The sequence below is a fragment of the Streptomyces sp. NPDC012466 genome (assembly GCF_042955215.1).
Classification (GTDB): domain Bacteria; phylum Actinomycetota; class Actinomycetes; order Streptomycetales; family Streptomycetaceae; genus Streptomyces.
In genome coordinates this window covers 332,614-350,293 of record NZ_JBIBEQ010000005.1, presented here as the reverse complement: position 1 = coordinate 350,293, position 17,680 = coordinate 332,614, and the positions used below count along the sequence as shown (strand labels likewise).

Sequence of the window (17,680 nt, the reverse complement as noted above, 5' to 3'; positions counted from 1 at the left end):
ATGCCGTCTGCCTCGGGCGACGCGGGGGATCGTCCGAGGCGGGCGAGCAATCGGCCCTGGTAGTGGCCTCGGGCTACTTTCCGGTGTGGGGCTGATCACTCATGTCCGGGGCGTGCGCCCCTCAGCTCACGAGATCCAGGACCGGACGCAGCCCGTCCGGCCGCTCGGCCGCCGGCAGGTGGTCCACGAAGTGCACCCCGCAACCCAGAACGGTGGCGCCGCCGTCCGCCCTGCGATCGTCGCCGACCATGAGGGTCTTGCACGGATCGGCGCCGAGCGCCTCGCAGGCGGTGGCGAACAGCCGAGGGTCGGGCTTCTGGACGCCGTGCTCGTACGACAGGACGTACGCGTCGACGTAGGGATCAAGGCCGTGCGCGCGGAAGACGGGACGCAGGTCCCAGCCGATGTTGCTGACGACCCCGACGGGGACGCCCCGCTCCCGCAGGGTGCGCAGCACCTCGACGGCGTCCGGGTAGGGGGCCCACGCGGCCGGAGTCATGTGACGGTCGTACAGCGCGTCGTACAGCGCCGGGTCGGGGAGCGGGACCTGCCGGGAGAGGCCGGTGTAGGCCGCGCGGTGCGCAGCGGCGCTCTGGTCCCGGACCAGCCAGGTGTCGGCCAGGTCCTCCGGTACCCGCGCGGGGTCACCGCCACCGGGCAGCGCCCCGACCGACTCCAGCGCCCGTACCGCGGCGGCCGACTCGGCCTCCGCGAGCCGGACACCGGCCCCGGCCAGGGCGCCCCGCAGCCACGAGTCGGTGGACTCGACACGGAAGAGGGTCCCGGAGAAGTCGAAGAGCACGGCCGTCATGCGGCGATCCTACGAGGCCCCGCCGGGCCGCGTGCGAAGACCGGTGGGGCGGCCCCGACTTGCTCCGGCTTCAGGGCTGCCAGCGCCGGTGCGCCCACACCGCCAGGGCCACCACCGTCGTGCCCAGCAGCCAGCCGCCCAGCACGTCCGACGGCCAGTGGACGCCGAGCCAGATCCGGGTCAGCCCGACCCCGGCCACGGAGACGACGGCCACGGCCAGGGCCGAACGCCACACGGCCCGGCCGACGCCGTGCCGGTGCAGGAGCCACAGCAGCAGGCCGCACACCACGGTGGCGGTCATGGCATGACCCGACGGGAACGCCGAGTAGTGGGCCGAGTCGACGGGGTCGGGCCAGACCGGGCGCGGTCGGTCCACCGCGGCCTTGATGCCCTGCTGCACCAGCGTGCCCAGCGCGACGGCCAGGGCCAGCCACACCGCCGTCCAGCGCGCCGACAGCCGCACCACCAGCCACACGACGACGGCCGCGCACAGCAGACGCATTGTCCACGGGTCCCACACCCAGTCGGTGAGGATGCGGCACGCCTGGGTGAGAACCGGTTCGTCCACCGCCCAGCGGTGGGCGGCGTCGGCGATGTCCCCGTCCGCGCTGATCAACGGGCTCCATCTGGCCGCGACGAGGATCAGCAGCAGCGCCGAGCACATGGCCAGGACGCCGGCGAAACGGGCGGCGCTGCGGTTCTCCGGACGGGGCGGCGAGTCGAGGGTGGGGGTGTGCATGATGCGATCCTCGCCGAACCGGGGGGTCCGGATCCAGTACGACGACGATCCGCGGCCCCCGGGAGCACGCGCTTCGGCCAGGTGACAACCGCCGGAACCGACCCGGGCGAAGGCCGTGCCCGACGCCCGGGGCGGCGGGAAACCCGGCGGCCCCTGCCGCCCCTCCGGCTATCCCAGCGCCCGCAGCCCGGGGACGAACGCCACCAGGACCGGCACCACGGGCACCAGCGCGGCCGCCGCCGTCAGCCGCAGGCGCCGGGCCGCGGTCAGCCGGTCCGGGGGAGTGAGCAACCGGTGCACCCGGGCCGGGACATGGGCCTGCGGTGTCGGGCAGGGGCCGAACACACCGCGGTGCTCGTTCAGTTCGACCAGAGCCAGGGCCGTGGTCAGACGGCCGAAGCGGCGCGATGCCGTGTCGTCGGCGGCGAGTTCCACCAGGCGGTGCATCTCGTCGCGGAACGCGGCGAACACCGGAACCTGCGGAAAGCCGCCGGCCAGGGCCGAGGAGCAGTTCAGCAACCAGTCGTGCCGCGCCCGGGCATGGCCCTGCTCATGGGCGAGCACGGCGTCCAGTTGCCTGCCCTTCAACCGGCGCAACGCGGCGGTGGTGACGACCAGTTGCGGGGGAGTGCCGGGCTGCCACCAGGCGTCCGGCCGCTCGCTCTCCAGGACGACGAGCCGGCCCGAGACGGCCACCTCGCCCGGCATCAGCGGAGCCCGGACCAGCAGATCGGCACGCCGTCGGCGGCGCCGGGCACGGGCCCGGCCGATCTCGTGGGCCAGCATCGCCGCGCTCCACAGGCCGCCGCCGGCCAGCGCGACCGCGAGGGTCGCCGCCCAGGGGCCCGCCGTACCGAGGGCATAGGCCTCGACGACCGCGCGGGGGGCCGTCGCGAAGAGGTGCCCGCCGACCACGTGCCAGGCCGCGGCCGCGCTGAGCGTCATCGACAGCACGCAGCACACGAGGACGGCCGCCACCACGCACTGCCACATCCACAGCGCCACCACCGGCTCGCGGTCCGGCCAGTCCGCCCGGGCGAGCAGCCGCGGGGCGACGACGGCGGTCAGGGCGCCGAGCAGCAGCAGCACGGCGGTGAGCATCATGAGGGCAGCCTATGAGCGCGGCCCCGCTCAGGGGTACGGCTTGTGGCGTCAAAGTGACGCAGGCAACGGATTCGCTGCGGGCGCCGGGGCCGGTCCCCTTCACAGCGTCAGCAGCATCGCGACCATCGCGATGCCCATCGACAGCCGGCAGGCCCGCGCCAGTTCCGGCCGGTCGCCCCACCCGGCGGGACCGCCGCCCCCGGCCATGGCGGCGACCGGCACCAGGCGGACGCCGGTCAGCAGCACGTACCCGGCGAAGTAGAGCAGCAGTGCCCCGGTCAGGAGCGGGACCCCCTGACCGTGCCCGTGTCCGGGGGAGCCGGCCATGACCACGGACATGTAGACCATCGCCGCGGCCCCCACCAGGTGGTGGAGGTGGTGCGCGCCCGCCCGCGCCGCCCACAGCGCGTGCACGCCCGCAGCACCGAACACCACCGCGTAGACGGGCCAGGTCCACGAGGGCGGAGTGAACACCGTCGTCGGCACGGCCATCGCGGCCATCCCGAAACCCATCAGCGCCTCACCGCCCGCTGCGCTGCGCTGCTCCTCGGCGCCGCTGCGCATCCGCGCCAGGCAGTAGGCGCCGGTCACCGCGCAGAGCGCCACCAGCAGCCAGCCGGACGAAGCCGGTCCGTGCACGCGCACCTCCCCGTTCGACGGTCGGTCATTCGATGCCCGGGCCATGCGGCGCGCACGCGAGCGCAAGGATGTACACGGGGAGCATTGGGCGGAGCACACCAGGTGAGGAACAATATTTCACAGGTAAAACACCTGTTAATCTTGCGGTCATGAGCAGTGCACCCCCCACCCCCGTCCCCGCTTCCCCACCCGCACGGCGTCTGCCGCTGGCGGGGGTGCTGCGCCTCGGCAGGCCCTCGGAGATCTGGTTCAAGCCCGCCCTGAGCGTCGTCGCGGCGATCGCTCCGCCCGCCCTGACCCTGCTCGCCCTCGGCCTGCTCGACCTCGTGATGTACGCGATGGCCGGGGCCCTGTGCGCGCTGTACGCCCACAACCGGCCCTACGCCGCCCGGGCCCGGGTCCTGGTGGGGGTGGTGCTGGGGATGCTCGGCGGACTCGCCGTGGCCCTGGTCGCGGCCTCGCTCACCCACCGTGCCGCCGTCCTGGTCACCGTGGGCGCCCTGCTGGCCGCCGCACAGAAGGTGCTGTGCGATGCCACCCGGGTCGGCCCGCCGGGCAACGTCGTCCTCACCTTCGTCAGCTCCGCCTCCCTGTTCGCGCCCCAGACCCTCGCCCAGGTGCCCGGCCATCTGGCCCTGGCCGCCGCGACGGGTGCCTGGGCCTGGCTGGTCTGCATGGCGCCCGCGCTCGTCCGGCCGCACGGACCGGAGCGCCGCGCCACAGCCGCCGCCCTCAAGGCCGCCGCCGCGTACGCCGACACCGGCGGCGCGGGGGACGGGCACGCACGCGCCCGCGCCGGGGGTTACGCCGCCGTGCAGGCCGCCTGGCAGTCACTGCTGTCCACCAGCGCCCCTTCCCGGACCCGGCGGGCCCTGGAACGGCTCGTCGTCCGTGCCGAGGTCGCCCTCGCGGCGCCGACGGAGGCGGACGCGGACCGACTGCGCGGGTGGGCGGGCGCGCTGCGCGGCACGGCGCCCGTCCCGGAGACCGGCCTGCCCGACGCGGCCGCCGACGAACTGCTCGGTGTGGACGCGGCCCGGCCCCTCCGGGCGCGGCTGGGCCCGCTGACGCCGCTCGCGGTGCGTACCGCGGTCGGCTGCGCGCTCGCCGGCTACGCCTCCCTCGCCCTCGGGATCGGCCGTCCCTACTGGGCGCTGGTCACCGCCGCCTCGCTCTACCAGGCGAACATCTCCCTGACCTGGAGCCGGGCCGTCCAGCGTGTCGTGGGCAACGTCGTCGGGGTGCTCGTCTTCCTGGCGGTCGCGCCCCTGGCCCACCTGGGGCCGTTGGCGCTCGTGCTGTGCTGCCTGGCGTTCAGCTTCGGCGCGGAGGTGCTGATCAGCCGGAACTACTGGCTCGGCAGTGTCTGCGTGACGCCCATGGCCCTGCTCATCACGGAGTTCGCGGGATACCAGGAGCCCGGCACGCTGGTGACGGAGCGGGTCGTGGACACCGCCGTCGGCGCACTGGTGGGGTTCGTTGCCGCCGTGGCCGTCACCAACCGTCGCGCGGGCGACCGCGTCGAACGGGCGCTCGCCGCCGCCGACCGGGCCCGCGAGCACGCCGCCCGCCTCCTGGCCGAGCCGCACCCCGACCCCGCGGCGCTGGAATCCGCCCGTCGCGGCCTCGCCGTCGCCCTGGCCGACCTGCGGGCCACCGCCGACGCCGCCGCCGGTGAATGGTGGCAGCGGGCCCTGCCCCAGGAGCGGGTCGTGCTCGCCGAGCAGTCCGGGCACCGTACGCTCGCCGCTACGGCCCGACGCCAGGGCCTGCTCCCGGACCGGGACCCGGCCACCGAAACGGAGGACGCACGGCCATGACGCCGACCGAAGGACCATCGCCCACGGGACCCGACACGGGACGGAACCCGCAGCCGGTGGCGGAGGAGCGGGTGGCCGACGAGGGGGCAGCGGCTGGAGGAGACCTCACCGGCGGTGCCCAGACGGCCGGTGGCGATCCGGTGGAGGGGACGCACGCCGCCGAGGAAGAGCCGGCGGCCGGGGGGTATCCGGCTCGCGACCCGGCGGCCGGAGCCGATCCGGGTGGTGATCCCCCCGGCGGAACCGATTCGGCCGGTGGGCGCCGGGGTGACACCGTCGCCGCTGTCGTTCGGCAGTGGCGGGCCGTGCATCCCGGCCTCGACACCGGCCCGATGGAGGTCATCGGCCGGATCAACCGCTGTGCCGCCCTGTTGCAGCAGGCCGAGGACGCCCCGTTGCGCCGGGCGGGGCTCAGCAGGCCCGAGTTCGATCTGCTGGGCGCGCTGCGCCGTACCGGGCACGAGCTGACGCCCGGAGAGCTCGCCCGGGAGACCTTCTCCTCGGGGGCCGCCGTCACCAAACGCCTCAAGCAGCTGACCGAGCGCGGTCTCGTCGAACGGCGCGGCGATGCCCGTGACCGCCGGGTCGTCCACCTCCGCCTCACCGACGCCGGACGCGACCTGGTCGATGGCATCCTGCCCGTCCAGCTCGCCTACGAGACCGCCGTGCTGTCCGGCCTCGACGGCCCCGAGCAGGGTGAACTCGCCGCTCTGCTCGGGGAGTTGCTCAGCCAGCTGGAGGGGCGGCTCGGCGTGCTGCGGGCCTGACCGGCACGGTCACGGCTCAGAGCACCTCGTGCGCCGTGCGGCGGTGCGTGGAGCGACGGTCGTCGACGGCCGTCCAGCGGTCGCCGTAGATGTTCCGGGTGACGGCCGGCTCGCGGACGAAGTCGTGGGGGAAGCCGAGCGGTACCGCGCTCACCTCGTCCAGCCGGGCGAGGGCGTCCGCGTCGAGGCGGACGTCGACGCTCGCCAGGTTGTCGGCGGGCTGGCTCTCCTTGGTCGCCGCGACGATCGGCACCACGTTGCCCGGCCGGGCCGGCGCGACCTGGGCCGGGCTCCAGCCGCCTTGCTCGGCGACCTCCAGCACCGCGCTGATCACCGCCTCCTCACGCGGGCCGGCGTCCCCGCCCGCGGTGTCCGGCCACCCCGTCTCACCCCTGCGGTACCTGCCCGTGAGCTTCCCGGCCGCCGGCGGTGCCCATGCCGGCACGGCCAGGTCGAACGCCCCGGGCCTGCGGCAGCAGTCGCGCTCCGGGGTCCGGTCCAGCAGGTTGTAGCGCAGCTGCGAACCGGCGAACGCGGTCCAGCCCCGCAGCTCCGCCAGCGCGTTGGCCTGGGCGATCTCCCAGGCGGGCCAGTCCGAGACACCGACGTACAGCGCCTTGCCCGTGCGGACGAGGTCGTGCAGGGCCCGCATGACCTCCTCGATCGGGGTGAGGTTGTCCCGGGCGTGCCCCACAGCACGTCCAGCCGGTCGGTGCGCAGCCGCCGAAGGCTCGCCTCCACCGACTGGACCAGGTTCTTGCGGTGGTTGCCCGCGGCGTTGACGTCGCCCCCGGGACGCCAGGAGCTGGAGCGCACTTCGACGCAAGCCCGCGACCCACCCCGCCGTCTCAGGTCTCGTCGGCCGCCCGGTACACGCCGAACATCGCACCCTGCGGGTCCCGCAGCACCGCGATGCGCGGACCGTCCGGCACGGAGGTGGGCACCATCAGGACCGTGCCGTGCCGCTGCACGACGGCCGTCGTGGCGTCCACGTCCGCCACGGCGAAGTACGGCAGCCAGTGCGCCGGCACCTCGGGCGGGAACTTGTCGTCCATCATCACCATGCCGCCGAAGTCGGCGCCGCCGACGCCCCACTGGGTGTAGCGGTCCGACGGGGCGACCGTCCAGTCGAACACCCGCGTGTAGAAGGAGACGGCGCCCTCCGGATCCCGTGTCATCAGCTCCACCCAGCCCAGCGAACCGGGCGCGTTGAAGAGCCCGGCGCCCGGGAAGGTGCCCGCCTGCCACAGCTGGAACACGGCACCGCCCGGATCGGCGGCCACCGCGAAACGGCCCACCTCGGACACGTCCACCGGGCCGAACAGCATCGTCCCGCCGGCCTGGGCCACCGCCCGTGCGGTGGCGTCCGCGTCGGTCACCGCGAACGACACGTTCCACGCGACCGGCTGCGACGGCTGGTACAGCGGCGCGAGCGCGGCCACGGCCGCGTCCCCGAGGTGCGCGACGGTGTAGCCGCCGGCGTCCTGACGCGCGTCCGTCTCGGGCCGCCAGCCGAACAGCCGGGTGTAGAACCGCCGGGCCGCTTCCAGGTCGCTGGTCCCCAGCTCGGCCCAGCAGGGCCCGCCGGTCACCGGTGCGTCGAGCTTCATGGCGTTCCTTCCACGAGCGGCGGGGACAGGCCCCCCGGGGTCCCCCTCCAGCACGCTAAGCCGCCCCCCGGCCTCCCTGCCATCCGGGAAAACCCACCGGTGTGCCGCCGCCGCCCGGCGCACCCCTCCCCTCGCATCGCACCGGGGGAGCACCGCGCCGGCGGTCTCAGATGCCGGGCCGGTAGCGCATCGGATGGTCGGCGGGCACCTCCACCAGCACGATCGGCGTCCCGTCCGGGTCCGCGATCCACATCTCGACCAGCCCCCAGGGTTCCCGCACCGGCGGCCGGACGATCTCCACGCCCTTCGCCCGCAGCTCCTCCTGCGCCGCCGTCACGTCGTCGACCTGCATCCACAGGCGTACGGCGGGTGCCGGGGGCGTCTCGGACCGGCCCGAGACCTCCAGGAAGCCGCCGCCCATGAAGAAGACCGTGCCGCGCTCCGGCCCCGTGCCGAACTCGCGGTACACGGCGAGTCCCAGCTGCTCACCGTAGAAAGCCCGGGACCGCTCGGGGTCGGTCGGGCGGAGCAGGATCCTGCTGCTGAGTACATGCACCATGCGGCGGAGCTTAATGGCGGCGTTACGCTCGTCCCTGCCCGAGCCGCGAGGAAAACGGAGACCCGCACCGATGGAGACCGCCGCCACCCCACTGACCTTCCGTGATGCCACCGACGCCGACGTGGACGAGCTGGTCGCGTTGATCGAGTCGGCGTACCGGGGCGACGACAGCCGGGCCGGGTGGACCACCGAGGCGGACATCCTCGAGGGGCAGCGGACCGACCCGGAGGGTGTGCTGGAGGTCGTCAAGTCGCCCGACAGCCGGCTCATGGCCGTGGAGCGGGACGGCAGGATCGTCGCCTGCTGCCAGCTGGAGCACCAGGGCGACCACGCCTACTTCGGGATGTTCGCCGTCAGCCCAGGGCTCCAGGGCGCGGGACTCGGCAAGGTGATCATCGCGGAGGCGGAGCGGCAGGCCCGCGAGACGTGGGGCGTCAAGGAGATGCAGATGACCGTGATCTCCGTGCGCGAGGACCTCATCGCCTGGTACGAGCGGCGCGGCTACCGCCGTACGGGACGGATGACCCCGTTCCCGTACGGCGACGAGCGCTTCGGCGTTCCGCAGCGCGACGACCTGGAGTTCGAGCTGCTGGTCAAGGAGCTCTCCTAGGGGGTGTCCCTAGGCCGTGAAGCGGCCGGTGCGCTTGATGTCCGGGTGGTCGGTGGTCGCGCCGTCCAGGCCGAACGCCCGGACCAGACGCAGCTGGTCCTGCGTGTTCACGACCCAGCCGATGATCTTCAGATCGGCCTTGCGGGCCCGCTCCACGATCTCCAGCGTGAGCCGGCGGATGTTCAGGCAGACGGTCTCGGCGCCGGCCTGCACGGCGCGGTCGACGATGTCCGTGCCGTAGCGGCTGGCGATCAGCGCCGTGCGCACGCCCGGCACCAGGGGCTTGATCTCGGCGATCGCCTCGTCGTGGAACGAGGACACCTCCACCCGGCCGGCCAGATCGCGCCGGTTCATCACCTCGGCCAGGGCCCGGGCCGCCTGCGCGTCCTTGATCTCGGCCTGGAGCGGCGTGTGGACGGCGTCCAGGACCTCCTCGAAGACGGGGACCCGCTCGCCCCGGCCCGCGTCCAGGGCCCGCAGCTCGGCGAGGGTCTTCTCGGCGATCGGCCCCGTGCCGTCGGTCGTGCGGTCTACATCGGTGTCGTGCATGACGACGAGCGCGCCGTCCTTGCTCAGATGCAGATCGAGTTCGATGGCGTCGAGGCCCGCCTCCTGGGCGGCGACGAAGGACCGGAGGGTGTTCTCTGGCTCCACACCCATGACTCCGCGGTGACCGATGGTGAGGAAGTTCAAGACGCGACTCTCTTCCGTCGACAGGCGGCACTGGAGGCCTGACGGCCCCCCTGACCGTATCGCCTGGACCCGCCCTGTGCAGAGAGTGAGGGCGTGGTTGCCGCACATACGGGCAGAAGCGTGGCGGACAGGAAAAAGTGCGGTGAAGGGCAGGGTCGGGCAGGATAATTTCCCGGGCTCACCCTTGCTGGGAGGAACCTCGTGTGTATACGGTCTGCATACGTGAGATTCTCCCGTGGAAGGTGGGACATGACGGAAATTCTTGTGCAGGTGGGTTCGGAGGAAGGTCTTCCTCCCGTGGCCAGGGTGGTGGAGCACCCGGCATGGCCCGTGCTCAAGGATGCCGTGGAGCGGATCCGTCCATGGCAGTCCAAGGACGGGTCGATCGACTTCGACGCCGAGGGCGCACCCGACCCGGCCGACGCCGAGCTCGCCGTCCGCCAGGTCGCCGACGCCGTACTGGAGCTCTCCCCGCTGCTCCCGCACGACGGGGCGTATCACGAGGCCCTGGTCAAGGACCTGACCCGGTGGGCCGACAGCGGCTTCCAGGTGCCCGACTTCCTCGACTCGCTGCTGGCCTTCCAGCCGGCCGCGAACCGCGTGGACGGCCTCCAGCACCTCGTCGTCTTCCCCATGTACACGCAGAACGGCAACCCGGACCGCAACCTCGAGGCGGTCGTGCTGCGCATGGTCTGGCCGGACTGGCTGGCCGAGCTGGAGCGCACCCGCTACGACAACCCGCTCTTCTGCGGCATCAAGTTCGAGGACTTCACGGCCGGCTACGACACCAACTCGGCCGTCCTCTTCCCCGAGACCATCGCCGTGCGTGAGGCCCCGGAGCGGTTCACCTGGGGCGGCATCTTCTGCGACCGCGAGGCCGCCCGCTTCCGCCGCGTGACCGACGCCGCCGTCGACATCCTGGGCCTGGAACTGCCCGAGGACGTCGCCGCGATGGTCCACGACCAGAAGCGCTGCGAGGAGGCCTTCGTCCTGTGGGACATGGTCCACGACCGCACCCACAGCCATGGCGACCTGCCCTTCGACCCGTTCATGATCAAGCAGCGCCAGCCGTTCTGGATGTACGGCCTGGAGGAGCTGCGCTGTGACCTCACCGCCTTCAAGGAGGCCGTGAAGCTGGAGGCGGACGGCGTCCCGCAGGCGCGTGACGTGCAGGTCGCGGTCCTCTTCGACCGCATGTTCCGCTTCCCGGTCACCGGTGAGCGCGTCCGCAACTACGACGGCCTTGGCGGGCAGCTCCTCTTCGCCTACCTGCACAAGCACGACGTGGTCCGCTGGACCGACAACAGGCTGACCATCGACTGGGAGCGCGCCCCGCAGGTCACCAACCAGCTGTGCGGCGAGATCGAGGACCTGTACCGCGACGGCATCGACCGCCCCAAGCTCGTCCACTGGTTCGCCGGGTACGAGCTGGTCTCCACCTACCTCGCCCCGCACCCGGGCTCGAAGTGGGCCAAGGGTCCCGACGCGCTGGACACGACGCAGCCGCCGCGCAAACTCGTCGATGACGTGCTTCCGGACGAGTTTCCGCTGAGCATGTTCTATGAGGCACTGTCCAAGAAGCTGAAGAACGTGATCGCCTCCACCAAGGGCATCACGGCGGACAGCGCCGAGCGGATCGCCGCATGAGCGATCGGCGTACCGAGGACACTGCTCAGGAGGCGAGGACCATGGCGGGGAACGGGGCGCTCAGCGGTGCGGTGATCGCGGTGGCCGGAGCGGGCGGACCCGCCGGCCGGGCCGCGCTGCTCAGGCTGGCCGAGGCGGGTGCGACCGTCATCGGCTCGGACAACGATCCGGAGCGGCTGGCGGAGGCGGTGGACGCGGCGAGCTACGCCACCGGCGGCGCCACCGTCACCGGTGACACGGTCGATCTGCTGGACCTGGGGGCCACCCGCGACTGGGCCACCCGCATCGAGAAGGACTTCGGCCGCGTCGACGGCCTGGTCCACCTCGTCGGCGGCTGGCGCGGCAGTGAGACCTTCACCCGGACCAGCCTCGACGACTGGGACTTCCTGGAGATGCTGCTCGTGCGCACCGTGCAGCACACCTCCCTCGCCTTCCACGAGGCGCTGCAGCGCAGCGACCGCGGCCGGTACGTGCTGATCAGTGCCGCGGGCGCCACCAAGCCCACCGCGGGCAACGCCGCGTACGCGGCCGGCAAGGCGGCGGCCGAGGCGTGGACGCTGGCCATGGCGGACTACTTCCGCAAGGCCGGAGGCCCTGAGGGCCCGACGTCGGCTGCTGCGATCCTGGTGGTGAAGGCACTGGTCCACGACGCGATGCGCGCCGATCGACCCAACGCGAAGTTCGCGGGCTTCACCGACGTCAAGGATCTGGCCGAGGCCATCACCGAGGTCTGGGAGAAGCCCGCCGCAGAAGTGAACGGAAACCGTCTGTGGCTCACCGAGAAGCCGTGAACCCGCCGAAGACCGACGCCCGTCGCCGTCACGACCCCGAGGTCCGCGGTTTCGCCAGCGACAACTACGCCGGGGCCCACCCGGAGGTGCTCGCCGCCCTGGCCCTGGCCAACGGCGGGCACCAGGTCGCGTACGGCGAGGACGTGTACACCGACAACCTCCAGCAGGTGGTCCGCAGCCACTTCGGGCCCACGGCCGAGGCGTTCCCGGTCTTCAACGGCACCGGTGCGAACGTCGTCGCGCTCCAGGCGGTCACCGACCGCTGGGGCGCGGTGATCTGCGCCGAGAGCGCGCACATCAATGTCGACGAGTGCGGGGCCCCGGAGCGGGTCGGCGGTCTGAAGCTGCTGACCGTTCCGGCGCCCGACGGCAAGCTCACGCCCGAGCTGATCGACCGGGAGGCGTACGGCTGGGACGACGAGCACCGCGCCATGCCGCAGGTGGTCTCCATCGCCCAGGCCACCGAGCTGGGCACCGTCTACACGCCGGAGGAGATACGCGCCCTCTGCGAGCACGCCCACGCGCACGGCATGAAGGTGCACCTGGACGGCTCGCGGCTGGCCAACGCCGCCGCCACCCTGAACGTCCCGATGCGGACGCTCACCAACGCCGCCGGCGTCGACATCCTCTCCCTGGGCGGTACGAAGAACGGCGCCCTGTTCGGCGAGGCCGTGGTGGTCCTCAACCAGGACGCCGTCAGCCACATGAAGCACCTGCGCAAGCTGTCCATGCAGCTCGCTTCCAAGATGCGCTTCGTGTCGGTGCAGTTCGAGGCCCTGCTCGCCCGGGACCTGTGGCTGCGCAACGCCGGCCACGCCAACGAGATGGCCCAGCGCCTCGCCGAGGGCGTGCGGGCCGTGCACGGTGTGGAGATCCTCTACCCGGTGCAGGCCAACGCGGTGTTCGCCCGCCTGCCCCATGACGTGAGCGAGCGACTCCAGAAGCGGTTCCGCTTCTACTTCTGGGACGAGGCCGCGGGCGACGTCCGCTGGATGTGCGCCTTCGACACGACCGAGGAGGACGTGGACGCGTTTCTGGCCGCGCTGAAGGAGGAGATGGCCCGCTAGGGCCGTGGACACCTCACTCATCCCCGCATCTGCATAGGTATGCGGCAGAGCGTAAAGTGATTGACCCGGGGCGGGTCCCTCTCTACGCTCTGCCCGTATGCAGCTGATCCAGGAAACTCCTGACCTCTCGGCCTATCTGGCCGCCGATGAGGCGATCGACCATCACCACCCGCTCGTGCGCGAGACGGCGACGAAGCTCGCCGACGGCGTGGCCGATTCGTATGAGTATGCGCGAGCGGCCTTCGAGTTCGTGCGTGACACCATTCCGCACGCGCAGGACTCCGGTGATCTCCGCGTCACCTGGCGCGCCTCCGACGTCCTGGAGCAGCGCACCGGCATCTGCTACGCCAAGGCCCACGCGCTGGCCGCGCTGCTGCGGGCCGAGGACATCCCCACCGCGCTGTGCTACCAGAGGTTCGAGCAGGTGCACGGGCTGGTCGCCGTGCGGTTCAACGGCGCGTGGCACCGGCAGGACCCCCGGGGCAACAAGCCCGGAGTCGACGCGCAGTTCTCCCTCGATGGTGAGCGTCTCGCCTTCACGCCCGACCGAACGTCCAATGAATTGGACTATCCAGTCTTGTATGCTGCACCGCATCCGGTCGTGCTGGACGTTCTCACGGCAGCCCGGGACCGGCCGCACCTCTGGCAGACGCTCCCAACCGCACTCTGAGGCAAGGCGACCATGACGCTCACGCTGACCGTGTCCGACGACGTACGCGCTCTCGCGCCCGGTTTCACGCACATCGCGATCGAGGCGCACGGCCTCGTCAACGGACCGAGCAACGACGCCGGTTCGGCGCTCCTCGACGACGCCACGCGCCGGCTGGCCGCACGGCTGGACGGCCGCGCCCCGCACGAGGACCCGCACATGGCCGCATGGCGCCAGACCTACACGGCGTTCGGCTCGAAGCCGTCCCGTACCCGCAACTCCGCGGAGGCACTGGCCAAGCGTGCCCTCTCGCAGGCGGGACTGCCCCGCATCAACCTGCTCGTGGACCTCTACAACGCCGTCTCCGTGGCCCACCTCATCCCCGTCGGCGGCGAGGACGCCGACCGCATCGAGGGCGGCATGCGCCTGATCCGTGCCACGGGGGAGGAGGACTTCGTGACCGTCGCCGGCGGTGAGGAGACCGTCGAGCACCCCGACGCGGGCGAGGTGGTGTGGCGCGACGACGCGGGCGTGACCTGCCGCCGCTGGAACTGGCGGCAGGGCCCGCGCACCCGGCTCACCGAGGAGACGACGTCGGGCATCTTCCTGCTGGAGAGCCTGGCCCCGATGCCGGTGACCGAGGTGGCGGCGGCCGCGGCGGAACTCGCCGAGCTGCTGGCGAAGTCCAGCCCGGGAGCGGACATCGCCGTACGCGCTCCGGAGCCCTCCGCCTGAGCCGCCGCCGGCCGGGCGTCAGTGCGCCTCGGCCTCCCGCACCTGCTCCGGCGTGGGGGCCGTGCCCCCGAGGTGGGCCGGCATCCACCAGGTGTCGTCCGGGCCCTTCGGGCGGACGGGATAGGCGCGCTGGGCGGCTTCGAGGAGCTCCTGGACCCGCTCGCGCAGCTGCCGCGTGATGGCGCCCGCGTACTTGTCGCGGGAAGCCTCGATCGCCTCGCCCACCCGGATCGTGATGGGGATGTGGCTGCGCTTGAAGTTGCGCGGCTGGCCCTTCGTCCACAGCCGCTGCGTGCCCCACACCGCCATCGGGATCAGCGGGACCCCGGCTTCCTGGGCCAGGCGCGCGGCGCCCGACTTGAAGCTCTTCAGCGTGAACGACTGCGAGATGGTCGCCTCGGGGAAGACCCCGATGATCTCGCCCGACCGCAGCGAGTCCAGGGCGTGCGCGTAGGCCGCCTCGCCCTGCTTGCGGTCCACCGGGATGTGCTTCATCCCGCGCATCAGCGGCCCGGAGATCTTGTGCCGGAAGACGGACTCCTTCGCCATGAAACGCACGAGACGCTTCTGCGGCAGCGCCGCCAGGCCGTCGAAGACGAAGTCCAGGTAGCTGATGTGATTGCTCACCAGCACGGCGCCGCCCGAGCGCGGGATGTTCTCCGAACCCTGGAGGTCGATCTTGAGGTCCCACACCTTGAACAGGGTGCGGGCGAAACCGACGACGGGACGGTAGACGAGCTCTGCCATGGGCGGGCCGGACCCCTCCTGCTGGAAGTTACGCAGCCGTAGGTTTACGGCTTGTCGCAGATGGTGCCCCAAGAACGGCCGGGTAGCCAGTCCTCGTGCCCGTGGGCGGAGAGATTCTCGTCACGTCGCCCGCCGTTCCCACCTCGTGCTTTTGCGTCCCCATTACTCGGCGCGGACCGTCACCCGCCGCACGAGCAGGTACAACTCGCAGCCCAGGCAATACCCGAACGCCGCATTGAGGAAGGCTGCGGCGAGCGCGGCGCCGGTCGCGGCGACACCCGGCCAGCCGAGTCCCAGGGCGTAGCCCACGAGCCCGAGTCCGGCGAAAAGCAGACCCACCGCCTGGGCGAATCGCGGCGGTTCGGGGGCCTCGTACTCCGTCGGCGGTCCGAGTCGCGGCCGGACGGCCCCGCGGAACAGCAGGCCGTAGGGGGAGCGGCTCACTCCGCCCGCCGCGCCCAGCAGGAAGGCGAGCGTCTGCCAGGCCAGCAGCCAGACGCTCCCCGTGACCAGTACGACCGCCAGGACGGCGGCCGTGACGGCCGCGCCGAAACGCGGCCCTCTCGCATCGATGTCCATGGGAAGCAAGCATTCCGCAGTGCGGCCGCGTCGTGAGGGCGGGAATCTTTGCGGTCTCGTGAACGCTTGCAGCAGGTGATGACCGGACTGGTGGTGTGCGTGGTGGTGCTCGCGGCGGCGAGCGCCTACGGAGTGCTGCAACGGCGGCGGAGCGGGAGAGTGCGCGTGCGAGGGCGGGACGAGGGCAAGCGGCTCGATGCGGCGGAGCTGGGCGCGCGGCTCGGCGAGCGGGCCACGCTCGTGCAGTTCTCCAGCGCGTTCTGCGCGCCCTGCCGGGCGACCCGGCGGGTCCTCGGCGAGGTCGCCGCAGTGGTGCCCGGGGTGACCCACGTCGAGATCGACGCCGAGGCCCACCTGGACCTCGTGCGGCGGCTGGACATCCTCAAGACCCCCACCGTGCTGGTCCTCGACGCCGACGGGCGCGTGGTGCGGCGGGCCACGGGGCAGCCGCGCAAGGCCGATGTGATCGCCGCGCTGGGGGAGGCGGTGTGACGGGTGTGACGCCGCCAGTGAGTCATCTCCCACCTCAGGGAACGAACTTGACTGCGCCTGCCATTTATCGTCAGCCTGCCCCCATGCCTGCGGACCTTCTCGCCACGCCCGACCTCCTGCGCTCGGTCTTCCGCCGGCACGCGGCGGGAGTCGCCGTCATCACCGCCCGTGGCGAGGCGGGACCGGTGGGCTTCACCGCCACCTCCCTGACGTCCGTCTCGGCCGAGCCGCCCCTGCTGTCCTTCGGTGTCGGCACCGGCGCCTCCAGTTGGCCCGCGATCGCGACGGCGGACCACGTCGGTGTCCACATCCTCGGCGAGCACCAGCAGGAGCTGGCCGCCACCTTCGCCCGCAGCGGAGCCGACCGCTTCGGCCCGCCCACCGTCTGGCGGGAGGGGCCCGAGGGCGTCCCCGTCCTCGACGGCGTGCTCGCCTGGCTGGTGGGCCGCGTCGTCGCGCGCGTGCCCGCCGGTGACCACCGGATCGTGCTCGCCGAGGTCGTGCAGGGCGACCCCTCGGGCACCGGCCGCCCCCTCCTCTACCACCAGGGGCGTTTCCAGCGTCTGCGCGACTGAGCCCGGGGTCCCCCGGGCTGCGTGACCGTCGAGTTCCGGTTACGCTGCGTTGCGAAGGTCACAGTTCAAAGCGCTTGCTTAGCGGGAACGAACTGGGTGTACTGACGAGTAATATTTCGCTCGGGGCGTGGGTCGCCCCGACCGGGAACGGACGCTAGAGGCGCCTATGCTGCCTGCAAGTAGGCAGCATGGAAATGACGATGCAGTAGGAGAGCCGGCGTGAGCTTGAGGATCGTTGTCACTGTGAAGTACGTGCCCGACGCCACTGGCGACCGGCACTTCGCCGATGACCTGACCGTCGACCGGGACGACGTGGACGGTCTGCTCTCCGAACTCGACGAGTACGCGGTCGAGCAGGCGCTGCAGATCTCCGAGAACTCCGACGACGACGTGGAGATCACCGTCCTGACAGTGGGCCCCGAGGACGCCAAGGACGCCCTGCGCAAGGCGCTGTCCATGGGCGCCGACAAGGCGATCCACGTCGAGGACGACGACATCCACGGCACCGACGCCATCGGCACCTCCCTGGTCCTGGCCAAGGCGATCGAGAAGGCCGGTTACGACCTGGTCGTCTCCGGCATGGCGTCCACCGACGGCACCATGGGCGTCGTGCCCGCGCTGCTCGCCGAGCGCCTGGGCGTCCCGCAGGTCACCCTGCTCTCCGAGGTCTCCGTCGAGGACGGCACGGTCAAGGGCCGCCGCGACGGCGACGCCGCCTCCGAGAACCTCGAGGCCTCCCTCCCGGCGGTCGTGTCCGTGACCGACCAGTCGGGCGAGGCCCGTTACCCGTCCTTCAAGGGCATCATGGCGGCCAAGAAGAAGCCGGTTCAGTCCTGGGACCTGTCCGACCTCGACATCGAGGCCGAGGAGGTCGGCCTGGAGGGCGCCTACACCACGGTCGACGGCGCGGCCGAGCGCCCGGCCCGCACCGCGGGCACGATCGTCAAGGACGAGGGCGAGGGCGGCAAGCAGCTCGCTGAGTTCCTCGCGGGCCAGAAGTTCATCTAGGCCCCGCAGTCGCTGTCCGTCCCTCATCTTTCGCAAGC

General features: G+C 72.2%; 20 protein-coding genes and 1 pseudogene. 11 read left to right on the top strand and 10 right to left on the bottom strand.

Features of this window, described 5'->3' with window-relative positions; genetic code table 11:
- Positions 1-121: 121 nt before the first annotated feature.
- The 4 genes from ACFY9E_RS20655 to ACFY9E_RS20640 all read right to left on the bottom strand — a co-directional run bounded on the left by ACFY9E_RS20655 (position 122) and on the right by ACFY9E_RS20640 (position 3,293).
- Positions 122-811, bottom strand: a complete 690-nt coding sequence (locus ACFY9E_RS20655) for an HAD-IA family hydrolase (protein WP_390985908.1) — start codon at positions 809-811, stop codon at positions 122-124.
- Positions 812-881: 70 nt separating this feature from the next.
- Entirely contained in the window at positions 882-1,550 is a 669-nt protein-coding gene (locus tag ACFY9E_RS20650) for a phosphatase PAP2 family protein (RefSeq protein WP_390985905.1), read from the bottom strand.
- A gap of 168 nt (positions 1,551-1,718) precedes the next feature.
- Positions 1,719-2,654, bottom strand: coding sequence for a M48 family metalloprotease (locus ACFY9E_RS20645; protein WP_390985902.1), 936 nt, complete (start codon positions 2,652-2,654; stop codon positions 1,719-1,721).
- Between the two features lie 99 nt (positions 2,655-2,753).
- Complete coding sequence (locus tag ACFY9E_RS20640; RefSeq protein ID WP_390985899.1) at positions 2,754-3,293, bottom strand: DUF5134 domain-containing protein; 540 nt, start codon at positions 3,291-3,293, stop codon at positions 2,754-2,756.
- Positions 3,294-3,442: 149 nt separating this feature from the next.
- Here ACFY9E_RS20640 and ACFY9E_RS20635 point away from each other — a divergent pair, with 149 nt between their 5' ends.
- On the top strand, positions 3,443-5,113 hold the full coding sequence (locus ACFY9E_RS20635) for an FUSC family protein (RefSeq protein ID WP_390985896.1): 1,671 nt from the start codon (positions 3,443-3,445) through the stop codon (positions 5,111-5,113).
- 305 nt (positions 5,114-5,418) lie between these two features.
- Positions 5,419-5,880 (top strand): MarR family transcriptional regulator, encoded by a 462-nt coding sequence (locus ACFY9E_RS20630; protein ID WP_390986618.1) that lies wholly within the window; start codon positions 5,419-5,421, stop codon positions 5,878-5,880.
- A 16-nt stretch (positions 5,881-5,896) separates the two neighbouring features.
- Here the strand turns inward: ACFY9E_RS20630 and ACFY9E_RS20625 are convergent.
- The 3 genes and pseudogenes from ACFY9E_RS20625 to ACFY9E_RS20615 form a co-directional block, all read right to left on the bottom strand.
- Positions 5,897-6,669: pseudogene (locus tag ACFY9E_RS20625) on the bottom strand (aldo/keto reductase); the annotation flags it as partial.
- A gap of 59 nt (positions 6,670-6,728) precedes the next feature.
- Positions 6,729-7,490, bottom strand: a complete 762-nt coding sequence (locus tag ACFY9E_RS20620; RefSeq protein WP_390985893.1) for a VOC family protein — start codon at positions 7,488-7,490, stop codon at positions 6,729-6,731.
- Between the two features lie 166 nt (positions 7,491-7,656).
- Positions 7,657-8,049 carry a VOC family protein gene (locus tag ACFY9E_RS20615; RefSeq protein ID WP_390985890.1) on the bottom strand — a complete coding sequence of 131 codons (393 nt, stop codon included), beginning with the start codon at positions 8,047-8,049 and terminating at the stop codon, positions 7,657-7,659.
- A 70-nt stretch (positions 8,050-8,119) separates the two neighbouring features.
- Here ACFY9E_RS20615 and ACFY9E_RS20610 point away from each other — a divergent pair, with 70 nt between their 5' ends.
- Complete coding sequence (locus ACFY9E_RS20610; RefSeq protein WP_390985887.1) at positions 8,120-8,659, top strand: GNAT family N-acetyltransferase; 540 nt, start codon at positions 8,120-8,122, stop codon at positions 8,657-8,659.
- 9 nt (positions 8,660-8,668) lie between these two features.
- Here the strand turns inward: ACFY9E_RS20610 and ACFY9E_RS20605 are convergent, their stop codons facing one another.
- Positions 8,669-9,352, bottom strand: coding sequence for a glycerophosphodiester phosphodiesterase family protein (locus ACFY9E_RS20605; protein WP_390985884.1), 684 nt, complete (start codon positions 9,350-9,352; stop codon positions 8,669-8,671).
- Between the two features lie 249 nt (positions 9,353-9,601).
- Here ACFY9E_RS20605 and ACFY9E_RS20600 point away from each other — a divergent pair, with 249 nt between their 5' ends.
- The 5 genes from ACFY9E_RS20600 to ACFY9E_RS20580 all read left to right on the top strand — a co-directional run bounded on the left by ACFY9E_RS20600 (position 9,602) and on the right by ACFY9E_RS20580 (position 14,241).
- Positions 9,602-10,999 carry a DUF6421 family protein gene (locus ACFY9E_RS20600; protein WP_390985881.1) on the top strand — a complete coding sequence of 466 codons (1,398 nt, stop codon included), beginning with the start codon at positions 9,602-9,604 and terminating at the stop codon, positions 10,997-10,999.
- The gene (locus tag ACFY9E_RS20595) at positions 10,996-11,790 is read left to right on the top strand and encodes an SDR family NAD(P)-dependent oxidoreductase (protein ID WP_390985878.1); all 795 of its coding nucleotides are present in this window, start codon (positions 10,996-10,998) and stop codon (positions 11,788-11,790) included. The genes ACFY9E_RS20600 and ACFY9E_RS20595 overlap by 4 nt, the downstream gene beginning before the upstream one ends.
- Positions 11,787-12,857 carry a beta-eliminating lyase-related protein gene (locus tag ACFY9E_RS20590; RefSeq protein WP_390985875.1) on the top strand — a complete coding sequence of 357 codons (1,071 nt, stop codon included), beginning with the start codon at positions 11,787-11,789 and terminating at the stop codon, positions 12,855-12,857. The genes ACFY9E_RS20595 and ACFY9E_RS20590 overlap by 4 nt, the downstream gene beginning before the upstream one ends.
- 97 nt (positions 12,858-12,954) lie before the next feature.
- Positions 12,955-13,527, top strand: a complete 573-nt coding sequence (locus ACFY9E_RS20585; RefSeq protein ID WP_390985872.1) for a transglutaminase domain-containing protein — start codon at positions 12,955-12,957, stop codon at positions 13,525-13,527.
- 12 nt (positions 13,528-13,539) lie between these two features.
- Entirely contained in the window at positions 13,540-14,241 is a 702-nt protein-coding gene (locus ACFY9E_RS20580) for a phenylalanine--tRNA ligase beta subunit-related protein (RefSeq protein ID WP_390985869.1), read from the top strand.
- An 18-nt stretch (positions 14,242-14,259) separates the two neighbouring features.
- Here ACFY9E_RS20580 and ACFY9E_RS20575 read toward each other — a convergent pair whose 3' ends face one another.
- On the bottom strand, positions 14,260-14,988 hold the full coding sequence (locus tag ACFY9E_RS20575) for a lysophospholipid acyltransferase family protein (RefSeq protein ID WP_142165451.1): 729 nt from the start codon (positions 14,986-14,988) through the stop codon (positions 14,260-14,262).
- Between the two features lie 162 nt (positions 14,989-15,150).
- Entirely contained in the window at positions 15,151-15,567 is a 417-nt protein-coding gene (locus ACFY9E_RS20570) for a DUF4395 family protein (RefSeq protein ID WP_390985866.1), read from the bottom strand.
- A 78-nt stretch (positions 15,568-15,645) separates the two neighbouring features.
- Between ACFY9E_RS20570 and ACFY9E_RS20565 the strand changes: the two genes are divergently transcribed.
- The 3 genes from ACFY9E_RS20565 (at position 15,646) to ACFY9E_RS20555 (ending at position 17,642) form a co-directional block, all read left to right on the top strand.
- Positions 15,646-16,059: a thioredoxin domain-containing protein gene (locus ACFY9E_RS20565; protein ID WP_390986616.1), complete on the top strand. Its 414-nt coding sequence runs from the start codon at positions 15,646-15,648 to the stop codon at positions 16,057-16,059.
- Positions 16,060-16,142: 83 nt separating this feature from the next.
- Positions 16,143-16,634, top strand: coding sequence for a flavin reductase (locus tag ACFY9E_RS20560; protein WP_390985863.1), 492 nt, complete (start codon positions 16,143-16,145; stop codon positions 16,632-16,634).
- A 219-nt stretch (positions 16,635-16,853) separates the two neighbouring features.
- On the top strand, positions 16,854-17,642 hold the full coding sequence (locus tag ACFY9E_RS20555; protein WP_390985858.1) for an electron transfer flavoprotein subunit beta/FixA family protein: 789 nt from the start codon (positions 16,854-16,856) through the stop codon (positions 17,640-17,642).
- Positions 17,643-17,680: the final 38 nt, after the last annotated feature.